General features: G+C 48.3%; 3 protein-coding genes. All 3 read right to left on the bottom strand.

The window, feature by feature from the left end; all coding sequences use genetic code 11:
* Positions 1-20: 20 nt before the first annotated feature.
* From PSI14_RS00605 to PSI14_RS00595, 3 genes are read right to left on the bottom strand one after another with little or no spacing between them, the layout of a single operon-like run.
* Complete coding sequence (locus PSI14_RS00605; protein ID WP_273573909.1) at positions 21-1121, bottom strand: Gfo/Idh/MocA family oxidoreductase; 1101 nt, start codon at positions 1119-1121, stop codon at positions 21-23.
* Positions 1118-13123, bottom strand: a complete 12006-nt coding sequence (locus tag PSI14_RS00600) for a non-ribosomal peptide synthetase/type I polyketide synthase (RefSeq protein ID WP_273573908.1) — start codon at positions 13121-13123, stop codon at positions 1118-1120. Before PSI14_RS00600 ends, PSI14_RS00605 begins: the two co-directional genes overlap by 4 nt.
* Complete coding sequence (locus tag PSI14_RS00595) at positions 13120-19425, bottom strand: non-ribosomal peptide synthetase (RefSeq protein WP_273573907.1); 6306 nt, start codon at positions 19423-19425, stop codon at positions 13120-13122. The genes PSI14_RS00600 and PSI14_RS00595 overlap by 4 nt, the downstream gene beginning before the upstream one ends.
* Positions 19426-19453 lie beyond the last annotated feature (28 nt).

Below are 19453 nucleotides of genomic sequence, written 5' to 3'. Positions count from 1 at the left end.
ATTAGCATCAATAGATAGCATCAACGGTTAGCGTCAATAGTCAGCATTAATTGAGCCGGATCAATCCAGACTGGGGGCTGTAATTCCTGACTAACAGGCTCTCCCATGATGCGCAAAATTTGTTGCCATAAACCTGCCAGCCGTAGCTGGTAATCGTAGCTGAAAGCAGGGGGGCAGAGTGCACCATTCAATACAGAACTTAAGGTACTGAGTAGAAATGCCACGCCTTCCGCACCATCACATTCAAATGCCGTCATCCAGTCTTTGGTTGCCGGACAAAGAATGTGAGATGTTGTTTGGTGCAGGTAAGTGCCATCCGGCTGACCGGCGTTCAGATAGAGGCTCTGCCCATTATTCAGATGATTTGGTGCATGAAGAACCGGTGTCCAGATAACCGGCCCATAACTGGCTTCTTGCGTCAGGTAACCTGCGGGCCAAATCAGCGTCGTCTTGTGCATGACAAGGTTGTGCATATCTGGATCTCTGAGGTCCAGATAGGATTGAACGTTTAACGTTATCGTTGTGCCTGCAAAGCTGAGTTCAAAGCAATGAAATGCGCCACTCGGTTGACTTACATCAGCTATCTCTATCTGTTCCGGGCAATGACATGCCTGTAGCAACAGATCAAGTGCGGAAAACAGTAACTGACGGCTGGTTGTCAGATTGCCACTTATCGGACGTTGCTGTGATAACTGGCTGATTTGATGGGCCGCATGTAACCAGCTTCTGCCGGCATGGCATTGGCTGTAAAAGCTATTGACCCAAAACATAACACCATGTTTGTCAGCGGTTGACTGATGCCTTTTGATGGCTTCTGTATCAAGGGGGTGTTCCTGAATAACAGAAATACCCCGCGCCAATAATGCTTGAGTTAATTGATCGCCTTTGCCACCAATAACTTCTGCGCGTATTACCACGCAGGCAATATCAATGTCGTCCGGCAATTCATCCAATGAGCGGAATAGGGGCACATTGAAATCACGGGCCAGTTGCTGCGAACGAGGGCTGCCTTGTGCCAGAATACCGGCCAGTTCCAGATCTGGCCGGGGTTGCAGAAATGCATTAAGGTACAGTTCGCCAAATTTGGCACCGACAATCAGAACCCGCTGTGGCTTTATCATATGTTCTCCTTAACAGGCTCAATAGTTGGGGCTGAACGCAGGATGTTTTTCAGACACGTAACCAGAGAGCTGACATGTTTGGGTTGGAATAGGCTGTAGTGATCACCATCAAGTTGTGTCACATTGACTGGCCCGAAAGCCTGCCAGCCAAGATCAGTTGAGGTGATTGTTGTTGGATCGAGATAATCCATAAAATCAGGCAACGCCTGTGCTGCCCGAATAAGGCAGAAAGGTTGTGCAGTCCGCGGTGGGCAGTAACCAAGCAATGCCCGCAGATTATGGTGCCATACGGCATAAAGTGCGGTCAGCGAGCTATCAATCTGTGCAGATTGTGGCAGGGCTCCATGCAGCGATTGCAGGAATGTCTCTGTATTGGTCGTGATCGCACTGTTATCCAGTGTCAGATCAGGGAATTGTCCCTGTAAATCGCGCAGGAAATGACGGTGGCAGAATGTATTATCCAGAATCAGATCGGTGCGTACGTTCGGTGCGAAGCTATCAATCAGGATGCAGTGAGAAACGCTTTCACCCGCAACACGTAATTGATGCGCCATTTCATAAGCGACTAATCCACCGAAAGACCAACCTGCCAGTGCGTAAGGGCCTTTAGGCTGGAGAGTACGGATTTGGTTGATATAGTCAGCCGCCAGCGCTGCAACAGAAGGTTCATCGGTATTCAGGCTAGCGGGTGTAAATGCCAGACCAATCAGACGTTGAGCGCCGAAATCAGCCGCCAAATGACGATATCCCAACAGATGTCCGCCAATAGGATGGACGATGAACAATGCAGGTTGTTCAACATTTCCCTCGTTCAGTATCACACCTTGGCAGGTGTTTTCCGGTTGATGTTCAATAAATTCAGCCAATGAATGCACGGTATCGTAAGTTTGCAGCAGGCTGAGCGGATATTGGCGATTGAACGTCTGATTGATTTTTACCATCAATCGTACTGCTGCAAGAGAATCTCCACCAAGGGTAAAGAAGCTCTCATATATGTTGATACCTTGTTGCTCTAATACTGATTCCCAAAGGTTTAATACCGTTTTTCCTGTCACATTGAGCGTCGTTGCAGATGGCGTTGAATTAACTTCTTGCGCTTCTTCAACCAGAGTAACCAATGTGCGTCTGTCAATTTTACCGTTGTCGGATACAGGGATCGTATCAAGAATAATAAATCGCTGCGGACACATCCAAATCGGCAGGGTTTGCTGTAACCAGTGAGGCAGTATTGGTAAAAGTTCAGTAGAGACTGGTGCGTTATCCGTTAAACGTAAGCCCGCGACCAATTGCAATGCACCGGTTGACGTCGTATGTGCAAATACCAGCGCTTGTTGTATCGCAGGATGTTCACATAAACGATGCTCAATTTCGCCCAGTTCAATCCGGTAGCCACGAATTTTAATCTGGTGATCATTGCGCCCCAGAAACTCGATATTTCCATCTGGCAGCCAGCGCCCTAAGTCACCTGTGCGGTAAAGCCGTCCACCCGTTTGCGGATGAGTGATAAATGCCTGTTCTGTTTTTTCAGAATCGGCCCAATAACCCAGTGCCAGCCCTTGTCCGCCAATATACAGTTCACCGGTTACCCAGACCGGACAAGGTGAAAGTACCGCATTAAGTACATAGAAAGTCTGATTAGCCAGAGGCTTACCATATGGGATACTGCGCCAATTTGGATCAACGTGTGTAATAGGATAGGCAATGGACCAGATTGATGCCTCGGTTGCACCGCCCAAACTCAGCAAGTTAAGTGCGGGATGAAGAGCATATAATTTTGCCGGTAAATTGATTGGTATCCAATCACCACTCATCAATACCCAGCGCAGACTGTTTAGGGGATGTGGATGTAGGGAATGCGGATAGCTGTGGGCATATTCCTCAAGCAGTTGCACAAATGCCGGAACAGAGTTCCAGACTGTAACCGATTCTTGTTGCAGCCATGCCAGTAATTTGTCGGGTTGTTTACTGTCACCGGGAGAAGGCATAACCAGTTTTGCCCCACGGCTCAGCGTGCCAAATAAGTCATAAACTGAGAGGTCGAAGGTTAACTCTGAGATTGCCAGCACGCTATCGCGCTCATTGAGTGCGATGCGTTGGTTAATATCAAGAATGGTATTGATCGCACCCTGATGATCTATCATCACGCCTTTCGGTTTTCCGGTAGAGCCTGAAGTGAAAATGACATAAGCCAAATCTTCAGGGCGTACAGATAAACGCGGCTCGCGGGTTACTGGCAAGTTGTTGAGCAATGTTTCATCCAGAGAGATGACTTGTACATTGTCAGGCCAGCCGATCTGTTGAGCGAACTTAGGTTGCGTCAGTACAGTATTCACTTCTCCTGATGCCAATAGCTGGTGAATTCGCTGTTGCGGATAGCTGGCATCAATGGGCAGATAAGCGCGTCCTGCCAATAAAATTGCAATCACCGCAACAACCTGTTCCCAGCCTTTTTCCATCACGATACCAATCAAAGACGAAGTCTGATTTTCCTGCGCTTGCAAATGAGCCGCCAGTGATAGGCTTTGTGACCACAAAGTGCGATAGTCGATCTGGCGAGAAGCATCGACAACGGCAATGTGTTGCGGATACTGGTTCACTGCCTGTGCAATCAGCGAGCAAAGGGTATGGGATGGAAAATCACTCTTGGTCGAATTACTGTTCTGGCACAAAGCGTGATCATTTGCCGGAAGCCATTCAGGAAGCGGGGTACTCCATTGATAATTCGGTTCGAGCAATGCAACGATGCTGGCTTGATAATGGGCAAACATGTTTTCTGCCACTTGGGGCTGGAACAATTGCGGCAAGATCGCCCATTGTATGGTGACACCGCCATCTGAGCCGGAAATGAGCATACAGTCGAGATAAACATGAGGGGTTTGTGCACCAAAGAGATTCAGTGTTCCTAACCCTGATGGCCCTTTGCCCGCAGTACCGGTTGTATCGTTGAATACGATCGGCATTCCGGCATTCAGATTGTGGCGATGCTGATTTTTCTCTCTGAGTACCAATTGACCGTCAAACAGTGCATGTAGAAGATCGGCGAACCATTGTCTTTGTATCCGGCTTGCGGCATCGCTGAACCCTGAAATATTGCGTAAGTCCACTTCCAGCAATGATGTAGTGGACAGATTGCCAACTAATATATCGCAATGCTGTGGCATTAACAGGCGATTGCCATGCAGGACATTGATCGTGAAATGTTCGCTGTTGCTCCATACCGACAAAATATGGGCAAATAGCGTGAGCATCACCTGTGATGGTGATACCCGATGTTCTGCTGCACGTTGTTGCAAGCGCTGCCATTGTTGTGGACTGATATATCCTGTCAGGCACTGTTGATCCAGTTGCTGTGACTGGTGATCTTTCAGTGGTAGTACCGGCGCATCAGGCAGTGAAGGCAAACGATCGAGCCAGTATTGTCGGCTTTGTTGCCAGGTTTCTTCGGTTTTTTCATTCTCCAGTGCCTGAATATAGTCACCAATAGTCGCAACTGGCGGTTCTGGCTGCCAGTCAGGTTGCTGATAGCAATGATGTAAATCACGCAAGATTAACGTCAGGCTTTTACCATCCGCCACCAGCAGATCAATGGTCAGGTGCAATAGATGCGTCCGATCATCGGTATGGTACAGCGTTAAATCAAACAGCGGCCAGTTGTCGCTGGGAACCCCTTGAATACGCAGAATGTCGCGGGCGTTATTCAGTTGTGTCTCGCGCTCATTCGGCATCATGCTACGGCAATCAATGACTGTCGGCGTATAGCAGGGAACTTCCGGCAGAATATGATACTGACCATCCTTCACATAACCGCGTAATTGCGCATGATGGTTTATCACTCGATTCCATGCAGTTGTGAAACGAGGCAGATCCAGCCCGTCGATAGCCAGTTCAGCGTAGAAATGGGCGATACCGTTACCAAACTGGAACAGTTGGCTCTCTCCCAACCAATAAGCATATTGCAGGGGGGTGAGTGGCAGCATTTGCTCTGATGCTGGTTCAGTTTGATGCGGTGTTGCCAATGCCACTGAATTTGTCTCAACGACCCGCAGGGTACGGCAAAATTCACTCAACTTGGGATGTTCAAACAGTTGTTGCAGATTAGCTTGTCCATAACCTTGGCGGCGTAGTTGCACCACCATGCGGGTTGCAATTAGGCTGTCACCACCACTTTGGAAAAAGTCACTGTGACGCTGTATTGACTGAGGAAGCAGTGAATTCCAGAGCGCCATCACTTGCTGTTCAATATCAGGAAGCTGATCGTCTGCTGTTTCCGATGGCACAGTTTCCGTGGTTAACGGTTGTACCATGTTCTCTTTGGCGGTCACTATGTTCAACCGGAAACTCGGCGGTAATGCTGCCAACGGTAACTGCTCTTGCTGTTGAATATGCAATGAGTAAGGCAAGGTGGAAAATTGTGTCGCTATTTCGCTGACATTCAGTCGTGCTTGTTGTTCAGCCTGCGCCAGAATCAGTTGTTGATGCAGTTCTGGCCCATCTTGTCCCGGCCATTCCAGTGAAACCCGATAACCGGACTTTTCCAAACACTTACGCCAGCCTGCAAGTTCCAGCAACGCGCTATTACCGTAGCCATCACCGTGATCATCTCCGCGATCGTCAGCCCAGGCGTTAATGCCTTCAATAAATCCGACACTGGCGAGCTGCATCGCACTTTCGCGCTTGGTTGATTCAATAATCAACAACCACCCGCCGGGTTTCAGTAAGCGGGACAGACGTTTCAGGGTATTTTTCAGATGGATGGCATCATGCAAGACGTTAACTGCCATAATCAGGTCATAGCCAGATTCAGGATGCTGAGCAAAATCAATATGTTGGTTAATGTCGAACAGGGCAAATTTTACGGTTTCGCCATAGTGATTGAGTAACTGGCGTGCATCATCCAAGAATAGCGGCGAAACATCAGTAAAGTGGTAACTGTCAATGGCTTGTGCATTGTGTTTAAGGACTTTTTCTGATGTGGCTCCCGTTCCTGCACCCACTTCCAGTACCGTGAAATGTTCGGATGTCTGGCTCAATTGCCGGACAATTTCAGCGGCAGTTTGGTTCAGACAACGTAATGCCGGGTTCTCACTGTAGAGGCTGGCTGTGGTTTGTTTATCGGTAAACAGCAGTTCCAAGGCATTGGTTCGTCCGGCAAGCAGGGTGTCATGTTGGTTGATACATGATGCTACATAACGGCTGATAGTTTGGCACCATACCGCATCATCCAGTTTTGCCGTAGGGGCAGGGATCTGGCTGAGCGGTTGCAGACAACAGTATCCGTCACCGACTTTTTCAATAAATCCTTGCTTGCTTAATAACGCAAGCCATTGGGTAAGCAGGCGTTGATATTGTGGTGCCAGTTGTAAGCGTTGTTCGATCTCTTCACGAGAATGGCATTTTTTTGAAGAAGTGAACAAATTATGGCGCAGTAAGGTCTGACCCAGCCCCAAGAATGCTTGTTGCTCAATATGTTGCCAAGAGTGCTCAAATGCTTGTTGTTCCGCTAACGTTGGTAGCGGTAATACTCCGGTGTTTATTGCCAGCGGTTCTGGCAACGATAATGACAAATTATCTTCTGCTACCAGCCATAAATTGTAACTTTGAGTATCGTCCTGACGTGGCTGAATCTCTGCCAGCCGTATTTCAGGCTTAGAACGCAGATGTTGTTCGGCTTGATGCAATTCAGGATGTTGCGGCCAGAAGTCATAGCGTGTGTGACCGACAGGCGGTGTATGAAGATCATAATTCTCGATGCGTTCAGGCTGGTGGCAAATTTGCGCTGTTTGTGCTGCTTGCGCGATTTGCACTAGCAGCGCGTTGTAAGCAGCAAACAGTGTTTCAATAACACCCGGTTCCAGCACATCATCCATGCAATACCAGTTAAACAGCAAGTCACCATCCACTTCCATAACCTGATGATCGAGCCAGACTTGCGGGGTTTGGCTCAGAACAAAGACCGGATCGCCCAGTAATTGAGTAATGGATTGCTTGATTGCGACCCCTTCTTGTGCCATCCCCAACATACTGGTGAAAACGACCGGTGTCAGTGGTTGCCGGCTTTGGGCTTCACCAGATTGCTGGCGACCGAGTTCCCGCAATACTTCAACACCATTGACATGACTATGGCTCAGGCGCTGCCAGAGCAAGGACTGGGTTTTTTCCATGCTGGCACGCAGGGAGGTGGTCTTGCGTAAATCAAAATCCATCAACATGACAGAGGTAAAATCACCAATCAGCTCTTGAACCTCTGGATGGAAAGGCTGTCGGTTAAAGAATGTCAGGTTGAGGGTAAACAGCGGATGACGACTGTACCATTCAAGCGTATGAGCAAACAGTGTCAACAGCCCCGCAGAAGGCGTGACTCCCCATTTTTTCCAGCTTTGTTTCAGTAGTTGCCAGTCAGATTGTGCCAGACGACCTTCATAAGTCGTGAATTGTGGTTGGCTACGCTCAGGCAGTTGTGGATTCAACGGCAATCTTGGCGCAGGGGGCAGTGAAAGTAATTGTTCCTGCCAGTATGCCCATGATGCCCGCCACTCTTTACTTTCACGTTGCGCCTGTTCTGCCATCACGTAGTCGCGGAAAGTAAATGTTTGTGGAGCCAATGGTTGCTGCTGGTGATAAGCCCGTTGGAGATCGTCCATCATGATCCGGAAACTCTGTACGTCAAATTGCAACAGATCCAGGTTCATATGTAAGCGGCAACGTTCATTCGGTAGCAATGAAACAGAGATTTCAAATAGTGGCCACTGTTCCGCGGATGGCACTTGGTAAGAAAGGGTATGACGACGCTGAGCCAAAGCCTGTTCACCGGTTGTATCGTCCAGCGTCCGTAAATCATCTTGCGATAAAGAATACCAAGGTGTTTCAGGTAGAATTCTTTGTTGCCCATCTTCATCCACTATCATGCGTAACATGCCATGACGCTGAATTAAAGCATTCCATGCCTTCTCAAAACGTGGGATATCAAAGCTATCCAGTTCCAGATCCCATTCAAACAGGACGTGACAAGCCACACCACCAAAATCAATGGCCTGAGTACGGCCGATCCAGTAAGCGTGTTGAATTGGTGTCAAAGGAAATGGCTCATGATGTCGGGTGCTGTCAATCATGATCTCAGATTGAGAAAAGGCAACGGGTTGCTCAGGCAATGCGTCCCCAATAAGTGCATCAAGCCCTTCCAGCGTCATATTCTGATAAGCCAATCCTGCGGTTAACCTGAAACCAAATTGCTGGTGGATCACTGTATTCAGCTCCAGAAACAGCAGGGAATCCAAACCGAATTGCAATAAATCCTGTTGTGGTTCTAAACGTTCAGGCTGTTCTAAACGCAATAGTGTCGCGATATGCTGACGCAGCCAGATAATTCGCTGTTTACTGTCCTGATAGAGCGAGTTATCTACAGAGACTTCGGCAGAGGGGGAAGATGCAGGTTTTTCGGCGACATGGGTAATGTCAGCTTGTAAACGCCGCAAAATATCAGGATGACGTTCATCTAACCGCATTGCCAGATAGCAAGGCGATGAGGTGTGCAGAGATTGATTGAGATGCCAGATACCTTCATTTGTGCTGAACGGTAACATGCCATCTTGCGCCAGTTTTTCCACCAATCGTCGGTCGCTGGCCATACCAATGCCACCCCAAACGCCCCAAACCAACGTTTTTACTATTAATGTTTTTACCGTCAACGACTCGGGGGCTGTCAGTGCCAAAGATTCTAAACAAGCGTTGGCGATTGCGTAGGCGCCTTGTCCCTGAGCGCCTAACATGGATGCGGCAGAAGCGTGAAGCAGCAGATAGTGTGCATTATGTTGTTGAAGTGCGGCTTGCAACGCCGATGCACTTTGGGCTTTGACGGATAACATTTGTGACAGGCGTGGATGCTCCAGTTCTGCCAGCCGGGTATGATCAGCGATTCCGGCAGCATGAATCGCACCCGCGATGCAATCCTCTTGTGCCAGTGTTTGCACTGCGTTTAACAAGGCTGGCGTGTCAGTGACATCAACGTTAATCCAACGTATTTCACATTCGTTATTCAGTGACAGCGCTTGTACAAAGGCATCCCAGTCCGCATTTTGGCGGCGGGCAAATACGGCAATCTTACGCGCGCCATGTGCCAGCAACCAACGGATGGAAATCTGACCGATACCGCCCATGCCGCCAGTAACGATATGCCACCCCTGATGAGGAATTGACATCGGCTGTTGTGATAACGCTAATGGTTGACATTGTAAAACAGGCACCGAAACTTGATTTCCGCGTACTCTCAGCCAACGGTGGTTTTCATGTCTGTGTTTGTATTCATGATCGTGTTCATTCAAATAGCCAAGCGCTAATGACAAAGCGTCAGCATCGTTGATATCAGCCATATCAATCGCCTGAATACGACGATGGGGATACTCTTCAACCGCGACACGCAGCAACGCCCAAACCGCGTATTGAGCCGGATTGATATTCTCTTTTGATAAGGTGGTTTCCGGTTGGGCGCAGCAGGTAATAACAGTTAAAGGCGCTGTTTCATCGCGTTTTAATTCGCTGATAACTTGATCACATAATTCAGCAACATCATTGCCTTGGAGCAGTAATAATGTATTTCCGCTTTCAGGCTGCAAATTAATACCTGCCTGACGCCAATGGTTGGCAATCGTGTCACTCGCCGTTGACGAACGAAGAGTCGTTGATGAGCAAAAAGTATATGTCGCTGAAGATTTCTGTTTATCCGCATTATCCACAATATTTATTGTGCGCCAATGCAGGGCATAATGAGTATCAGGACATGGCTGAGGCGCAGGCAACCATGATTTTGTCATGACTTGTTTTTTTATGGATAAGCATTGGCGGGGCAGATCGGCGCGACCACTCAACAGAGCGAATAAGCGTTCACCAGCGTAGATCAGTGCCGGAAAATCAGTGAGTAAATTTGCCTCCAATAACCGGCGTCTGGCATACGGCAGGGCATGGTGAGGACGATACATTTGACTTATTGTTTGGGCGGACGCTGTTGGCCCGGAAACTGTTGGCCCGGAAACTATTGGCCCGGAAACTTCTTGGTAATAGCCTTGTTGAACACAATAAGTCAGTAATTGTTCCAGCAGTGGGCACCAGCACGGTTGCAGCCGACCAGCCCGAATCGTGTCGATAGCGCTGAAACCTTGTTCAGCTTCACGCCCATGACATTGATATATCAATGCATCGGTATACAGTGCTCGTAGTATTGCCGCATCGGAATTTTGCTCAATAGCAGGATCGATCAGGGAATTGATATCCGGCCCAGTATTGGCATTGGCTGTAAGTTGTACAGATTTGGCGGCCGCAAAGCTGTAGTGTTGCTTATCAAATGGATAGAGCGGAGCATGGCATTTTGCCCCTGTGAGCGGGAAAAGACGCTGCCAATCCAGTTGTACACCAGCACAGTAAAGTTGCATTAGAGCCGTTTGCTGAACTGTTTCTGGGGAGCTTTGACGCTGTGCACAGGCAATCCAGGTTTCTTGTGGCAGACCGACACGCCGTCCGATACCCGTTAGCTGTGCATCAGCACCGAACTCTACAAATAATGCCACACCTTGCAGGCGGACAAATTCAATGGATTGATAATAACGCACTGTCTGGCGCATATGGTTACGCCAGTAGTCTGGTGAACCCAATTGTTCAGACGTTGCAATATTGGTTGTCAGGGTGGAGACCAGCGGAATTTCTCCCGATGCAGGTCGTAAGCCGTTACAATGCAGAGAAAATGCATCCAGAACTGAATCAAGCATGGCTGAATGCGCTGCACAGGCAACGTTAAGGCGCTGGCAACGAATCTGTTGCTGTTCCAGCCGTTGTGCCAGTGTATCAATTTCCGTTTCTGTACCCGCCCAGACCCAGTGTTGTGGGCCATTGCAAACGGCTTGATCCAATGCCAGCGAACGAGTAAAGGGAAGAATATCTTCTTCGTTGGCAAAAACGGCCAGCATTGCCCCGCCTTGGGCACATTTTTGCATCAGTTTGCCCCGCACCGTGACTAGCGGCATGACTTGTTCAGGCGTGAAAATGCCGGCAACAACGGCAGCGGCGAACTCTCCGACTGAGTGCCCCAATACGTAATCAGGCTTTAATCCAAGCGCTCGCCAGTGTGCCGCCAGCGCAATTTGATGCGCTACAATTGCTGGTTGTGCATATTCAGTGGTAGCTAATGCATCATCATGTTCTCCGAACATCACGGCTTTTAATGGCAGTGCCAACTCGGATGCACAGGCAGCACAACAGCGATCCAACATGGCGGAGAAAACAGGAGAGTTGACATACATGGCTTTTCCCATGCCAGACCATTGACAACCTTGTCCGCTGAATTGCCACAGTTGCTTGCTTTCACTTTTGGCTTGCCCGCTAAAAATGTCCGGAGTTGGGCTATGGTTCGCAAAGGCAGATAAACTCGCAGCACTTTTTGCAGCACTTTTTTCAGCGTTTTTATCAACATCTAGTGGTGTCAATGTAAGAGCCAAACGCCACGGCAGTGAAAGATCGCGCCCCTGCAATGCAGTCCAGGCCAGATCTGCATGATTTTCTGGTGTGCTATTGAGTGCCATCGCGTAACGTTGTGCCAATTGACGCAATGAGGATTCGGAAGCGGCAGAGAGCAATAAAGGCGCTGTTTGTGAAGGAACTTGTGCATGAGCTTGCGAATGATTGATACGGCGGTGATGTAATTCTTCGGGCAATGATTGCACCACGATATGGCAGTTGGTGCCGCCAATCCCGAATGAAGAAACGCCAGCGGTACGCAATTCTTGCGTCCAATGTTGCCCTTGTATTGCCAGCCTGAATGGACTTTCTTCCAGTCTTAATGCCGGATTGGGTTGCTGTACATTGATCGTTGGCGGAATGTAACCATGCCAGACAGACAGAACCGTTTTAATCAGGCTGGCAATGCCTGCGGCGGTATCGAGATGACCAATGTTGCTTTTCACTGAGCCAAGGTAACAAGGTGGTATTGCCGAACTGCGGTCAGAGAATATACTGCGTAATGCGTCAACTTCTATCGGATCGCCAAGGGGTGTGCCTGTGCCGTGTGCTTCAATCATGCCAACATCATCAATGCTGACATCTGCCAGTTGTAATGCTTCGGTAATAACGTTGCGCTGACCATTAACCGAAGGGGCTGTAAAGCCCACTTTTTCGTTGCCATCATTATTAATCGCACTGCCACGCAGCACCGCCATAATGGGATCACCATCGCGCAGCGCATCACTCAGACGTTTCAGTGTGACAACACCAACGCCATTGCCGCCGTAGGTGCCATTGGCTTGGCTATCAAAGGGGCAACAATGTCCATCAGGTGAGAAGATCATTCCCGGTTGATACGAATAGCCGCTTTCTTGTGGGAAAGAAATCGCTACTCCACCGGCCAGTGCCATGTCGCATTCACCGGAACGCAGGTTTTCACAAGCCATATGTACAGCAACCAGTGAACTTGAGCAGGCTGTTTGTACTGTCAGGGCCGGGCCTTTCAGGTTTAATTTATAGGCAGTGCGAGTCGCAAGATAATCTTTATCATTGCTCATTAACGCCTGTAGCCCTTTAACTTTGCCCACATCGGTCATGGTGAATTGTGACCATGAAGGCCAGGTACTGACCCGGCTACTGGCGAAAACCCCTGTTTTCAGGTGTACATTCCGTGGTGAATAACCGGCATGTTCAAGCGCATGCCAGGCTGTTTGCAGGAACAGACGCTGCTGAGGATCGAGCATTTCGGCTTCCTGACGTGAATAGCCAAACAGCGTAGCGTCAAATTGTTCCGCGTTCTCCAGTAGTGCAGCCCGATTGACAAAATTTTCACTATCAATGACTTCAGGAGGAATACCTGCATCCAATAATGTTTGACGGGAGAGTGTAGTTGTACACTCAACCCCATGTTGCAGGTTGTGCCAGAAAGTATCGCTATCTGGTGCCTGCGGAAAACGGCAGGCAAGGCCAATCACTGCGATGGGATCACAATTATCGTAGTGAGGCGTTAAATCAGTCATTGTGCAGCTCCTTTATGACGTTTTTCCCGTTGTTGCAGACGCTTTTGTTGTTGACGCTGACGAAGAGTCATCGACTGGTGATTTTCGTCTTGAGTGTCCTTTCGGCAGTGCAAGCTGAGTGTTTCTGGTGTTGGATAAGCGAATAAGTCAGTAATGGCAAGATGCTGGAAACCCGCATGTTGTAATTTGCCGTGCAATTGAATGAGTTGTAGCGAGTTGGCTCCTGCCTCAAAAAAGTTCTGTTGTGCATTGATAGGTTGATTTATTACGGATAAAAACAGGCGTTGAATTTCGCTGCATATTTCACGGCATACTTGTGGATCAAATCCTTCCGAACGTGTTGGTGCAATAACCGCAGATGCGTTATCTTCAACCACATTATCTTTAACCACATTATCTTCAATCATCAGGCATTGCTGGCGTGGCATCAGTTGTTCCAATGCGGAATGCCAGCTTTCTGGCTGTGCAGCGAGAGTGCGTAATAGCGCCATATAGCTGTTGAACATGTTTTGTAGCTGATGTGGCTCAAATAATTCTTCCACCGCATCCCAGTTCAGGCAAAGCTCGTTGTCAGATTCGTAAACCTGATGATCCAGCCAGATTTGTGGCGTTTGCGAGATACCCCAAACGGGTTTCATCCATGATGAATGTGAAAGGAATTGTCCTTCATGGGTTCCCAATGCACTGGTGAAAACAACCGGCATAACGGCCGCCTCGGCACCACGACTCTGTGTCAGTTCACGCATTACCCTGATCGCTGAGATATGGCGGTGATCCAGATCTTGCCATAACTGTTGTTGCAGCCGCCGAGCACTTGATAGCCAGTTTTTCTCTGGGTGCCAGGCCAGTAGTGACAGTGAAGTGAAATCTCCCAGAATATGTTTAATGTCTTCGTGCCAGTGTGGGCGATCGAAAAGGGTGAGATTAAGGGTTAATTCCGGTTTGGTGCTGAAAGCGGACAAAACAGCCGCATAAGCTGCAATGAGAAGTGCGGAAGGCGTTATCTGATGAGGTGCAGCATGTTGCTTTAACTGATTCCATTCATGTGCAGATAACCGATCGCTGTAACGCACAAAACGCGGGGATTGAACACTTTCCGGTGCAATACGCAATGGCAATTGTGGAGCCAGTGGTAATGTTTTCACTCGCTCCTGCCAATATTGCAGTGAATTCTGATGCGCCGGCATTTGTTGCTGACGTAACACACAATCCCGGAATGTGATGTTCAGTGGTGGCAATTCATGTTGCTCGTCAAGGTATAGCTGTTCTAGTTCAGCCAGCAATATCTGCATGCTCAACCCATCTAACAGCAGATTATCCAGACTGACAAATAGCCGGGAGACAAAGTTGTTATCTTGTGCCAGTTGGAAATCGAACACTGGCCAGTGGCTGGCGTCTAATACCTGATGTGACAGGTGTTCGCGCAATGTGTCTGCTTCAGTGATATCAGCAAATGGGTGTTGTTTAACTGAAAACATGGGGACATCTTTCAATATCTGCTGCTGTCCATTAATAACAACCGTTCTAAGCACCGGATGGCGTTGGATCAGGTGATTTAGTACCCGATTCAAACGTTGAACATCTAATTGTTCTATCCGGTATTCGATAAAGAAATGCGCACCAACTCCACTCAGGGCAAAACCGGGATGGCGTCCAACCAGATAAGCTTGCTGAACTTCGGTTAATGGGAAAGGCTGATATTGATCTTGTTCTTCTGGTATTGCATACGCTTCTGATGACGTTTCAGACAGAGGCGCAAGTAAAGGAGAAAGTGTAGCGGTGAACGCAGCCAATTGCGGATTACGGAAAAGGTGATTGAGTTCACCTTTAAAGCCTTGTTGTGCCAGTTCACCAATTAGACGTGTAGCTAAAAGGCTATCACCACCCAGTTGGAAAAAGTCGCTGTTATGGTCTAGCTGCTCTGTATTGAGCAGGTGTTGCCAAATGGCGGCAACGGTTTGTTCCAGCGTATTCAACGAAGTGATTTCATTCTGGCGTGCAGCTTCTGTTTTTGTGGCGGACATTACGCTTGTAGCAGACGATAAGCCTTGCGCCAGTGCCTTACGATCAATCTTACCGTTAGGGGTCAGGGGCAGATGCGGAATAACATGCAAGCGCTGTGGGATCATATATCCCGGCAAATGTTGCGCCAGCACGGACTTAATTTTCCCCCGATCAGGAATGGTGACGCTGTCACTTGCTTGCATCAACAACACACTAAGATTGCCGATGGTAATGGGTGTTTCTGTTTGTAATGGTAGTGGGGATAGAAGAGATAACCACTGTGACGCAGAGTGTAGCTGAATACCATGAGGTGAAAGCAACTCAGTGGTAATCAGAGAGAGAGAAGAGGCTTGTTGTAACTCCATTGCCAACACTAATGCACCGGGTTGTGCCAAAGGCAGCAATGACTTGATGCAGCTTGCCGGATCTTCTTCTCGGTGTAATACATTGTTCAGCAGGATAATATCTGCCTGATGTTGTAGTAACTCAGATTGTAGTAACTCAGATTGTAGTAACTCAGATTGTAGTGGTTCAGATTGCAGCGACTGAGGAATTTGTTCAGGCCAGCGTTTTACTGACGTATGAGCGTAGCGACTTAACCGTGTTTGCATCTGGTTAATCAGTGCCTGAGAACGTTCAAAGCCGATATAGGACAGATGTTGGTCAGTAATATGTTCTGCCAGCCATTGGGCACAAAGACCACTGCGGGCGTCGAACTCCATTACGGTAACGGGGCGTTGTAATCGCTGGGAAAGGGCAAGGATTACCTGTTTTAATCCAGCCAGCCCTTGTTGGGTTTCTGGTAGTGCAAAGAGCTGTTGTTCCGGTGCAAATTGTGGATCATCAAGTAACGTTACTGCTGCCTGTTGTCCGGTAAGAATATTACGCAGCGTAGCATGCCAGCGCTCAGGGATAGATCCTGCTTCATTATTATTGAATGAAGTGAATGAATGATCAAATGCAGTGGATGGCGATGTGGCTTGGTATACATGATGTGCAGACTCAGCCAATAGACTGTATTTCAATAGATTACATTGGCAAAGAGATGCCAGCATACGGGCAAACCAATCATGGTATTCCGGTTGAGGTTGGTAGTGTTTCAGACAATCGGTTAACGATTGAGGCGAAGTAAACGTAATACCATAACGTGACAGATGTTCCAGCAGGAATATTGCAACTTGAGGTTCACTGAGATCATCAGGTTTACCGGACTCATTGGTTATTGCCTGCATTGCAGGAAACAGATCACGATAGTTTGTCGGTAACTGCGGAGCACTATTTACCCGTTGGCATAAAGCATCGCCTTCCAATTCAAGGAACGCCACCAGCGATTTCTCTTTTTCGCCACTGGTTAATGCAACTCCTTTACTGATACCGGTTACTTGATTAAGGGCAGCATCAATTTCTCCCAGCTCAATTCGGTAACCTCCAATTTTGACTTGACTATCGCGGCGTCCCATAAATTCAAGCCAGCCTTCAGGGTGATAACAGCCCAGATCACCGGTACGATACCAGCGGGCTCCCTGATCGACGACGAATTGGGCGGCAGTGCGTTCTTCATCATTAAAATAACCCAATGCTACACCAGCGCCGCCAATCCAAAGTTCACCGACAACCCAATCAGGGCAATCCCGACCATCTTTACCGACTACACGGTAACGCTGGTTAGCCAAAGGATAACCATAAGGAATAGAACGCCACTGTGCATTAATTTGTTTAACGATATATTCATTCGACCAAATAGCGGCTTCTGTCGCGCCTCCCATAGCACTTAATACACCATCAGGATTGAACGCCCGGTAACGATCAGGTAATGACAAGCCGATCCAGTCTCCGGACAGCATCACGGTACGAAGCGCTTTCGGCGCATCGACTTCCATCCCTTCGCAATAGGTCAGCAACATATCAAACAGTGCCGGCACGCTGTTCCACAATGTAACGTTATGTTGCCCGATCAGCATTTCCCAGGTTGATGGGTCGCGGCGTTGTGCTTCGTTAATTAATACCAATGCTCCTCCGGCACTGAGGATGCCAAAAATGTCATAAACGGAGAGGTCGAAATGCAGGGCAGAGAGTGCCAGCAACCGGTCACTGCTCTGAACCTGATGACGGCGATTGATGTCCAGACAGGTATTGAGAGCGCTTTGATGGCTAATCACCACCCCTTTTGGCACCCCGGTTGAACCAGAGGTATAGATGATATAAGCAGGATCGGTCACTGCGCATTTAGGCATGTCAGCTAAAGGCAGTAACTGCTCATCCTGATGCCAGAAAATGCAGTGTACATCCTGTGACCAAGCCGTATTCTGCTGTTTTGGATCGATGATAACAACATTGATCCCGGCACTTTCACAGATAGCGCGACGTCGGTTTAATGGTTGATCTACGGGGACGGGAACGTAAACACCACCCGCATAAAGTATGGCTAATATAGCGACAATTTGTCCGATGCCTTTTTCCATACTGATGGCAACCCGATCTCCCGGCATAATCGGTATTTTTTGCAGCACTGCTGCTAAACGACGGGCTGCGAGACTGAGTTCGCTATAACGCATTTTTTCATTATCAATGATTAAAGCAACAGCATTGGGGGTGCGTTCTGCCTGTGCAAACACTTCCTCATGCAATAAGGCGTCGGGTAGTGGTTCAATCGTGTTATTAATTTGATGTCGCAAATGGTATTGCGATTCAGGCATCAGATCGGGGAGTTTTTTGCTCCATTGCGCAGCATTTTCTGTCAGATTCTCAATAAGCCCTTGATAGGCAGTGAATAAGGTATCGATTAAACCATCAGGGAAGAGTTCATCGTTGCTATCCCACTGAATGTTGAGCGCGTTTTCATGTTCAAAAGCAACGAAATCCAACCATACCTGAGGAGTTTGTGATATTCCCCAGCTTGGTTTTCCCAGCACATCAAGGGTATTCTCACCATATAAAGGGCGGCCTAAATTGCTGGTAAATACAATTGGTGCACCGTGTGGATGGTTACCTCGTTTCTTGAGTTCACGCAGAACTTCTACGCCAGACCAGTGACGATGTTCGTAAGCTTCGGCGAATGTTGCCTGTGCATCCTGAGCCAGTTGGCAGAACGGTAAATTATCACCGGGAATGTCCAGTAATAGAATGTTGGTAAAATCCGCCAAAATGTTGTCAACCGCAGGATGCAGCGAAGCTCGGTCAAATAGTGTTAGGTTAAACAACAAGCGTGTTGAATTGCTCCAGCGACATAATAAAGCAGCAAATGCAGTCGCCAATGCCATGGTTGGCGTAACGCCGTTTTGCTGCGCTAATTGTTTAAAACACTCCCAATGTTCAGGTGCTAACTGGAAACATCTGCGCTGAATCCGGACATTTTTTATCAGGGAAGGGTCTCGCGCCAGAGGAAGCTGGGGAGCAAGTGGCAAAGTGTCTAATCGGCTACGCCAAAATAACGCCGCTTCCTGCCGGGCTTGCCCGAATTGGCTCTGATATTGCGTTAGATAACTGCAAAAATCATAGTCAGAAGAAATAGCAGGCAGGCTGCGTTTGGCAATTAGTGCTGCCAGTTCGGTAAAGAACAGGCTGAAACTGGCGGCATCCATGATCAACAGGTCGATATTCGTATGCAGCCGATGTTGATTATCACCAAACAGACTCAGCTGAATATCGAATGTTTCTCCTTTTTCAACCTGCAATACCCGATGGTCCAGTTGCTCACGTATGTTGCTCAGTGCTTGTTGCTGTTCATTTGCTGTCAGGTTGCGCAGGTCATGAACCGTTAATTTTTTCCAGTAAGCGTGGGCTATGCCTTGTTGGCGTCCATCTGGCAAAAAACGCACGCGCAACATCGGATGCCGCTGAATCAGCACATGAATCGCGGCCTCTAATTGTTTTGGTTCCAGCCCGATACCATCAAATTCTTGATACAAATGACAACCAACTCCCCCCAAGGTTTGTTCTGGTGAACGCCCGACAAAATAAGCATGTTGTACAGCCGTCAATGGGAATGGACGAGCATCTACAATTCGTGGCAGTGGAGCCCGTGGCAGTGGCGTTATATCTTGGGATACCGAAGGAACAACCGGTGCATGGCGTTGCAGAAGTTGGCCCCAGGCATGCAATGTTGGCTTTTGGTAAAGCTCACGCAAGGTAACGCGATATCCTTGACGCCTAAACTGGTTTAGCAATGCCATTATTTGCATTGAATCCAATCCGTTGCGAATTAAATCGTCGTTATCGCCCACCAAAATATTTTTTTGATTAAGCAGGCCAGAGATGAGCTGGCGCAGTGAATCAGGGGAGAGAAGGTCCGTATGCATGAAAAAATCCTATAAAAGTGGCAGTTAC

It is taken from the genome of Xenorhabdus anantnagensis, from assembly GCF_028598555.1.
In the GTDB taxonomy this organism is placed as follows: Bacteria; Pseudomonadota; Gammaproteobacteria; order Enterobacterales; family Enterobacteriaceae; genus Xenorhabdus; species Xenorhabdus anantnagensis.
The sequence above is the reverse complement of the archived record's forward strand: the minus strand, read 5'-3'. Positions and strand labels throughout refer to the sequence as shown.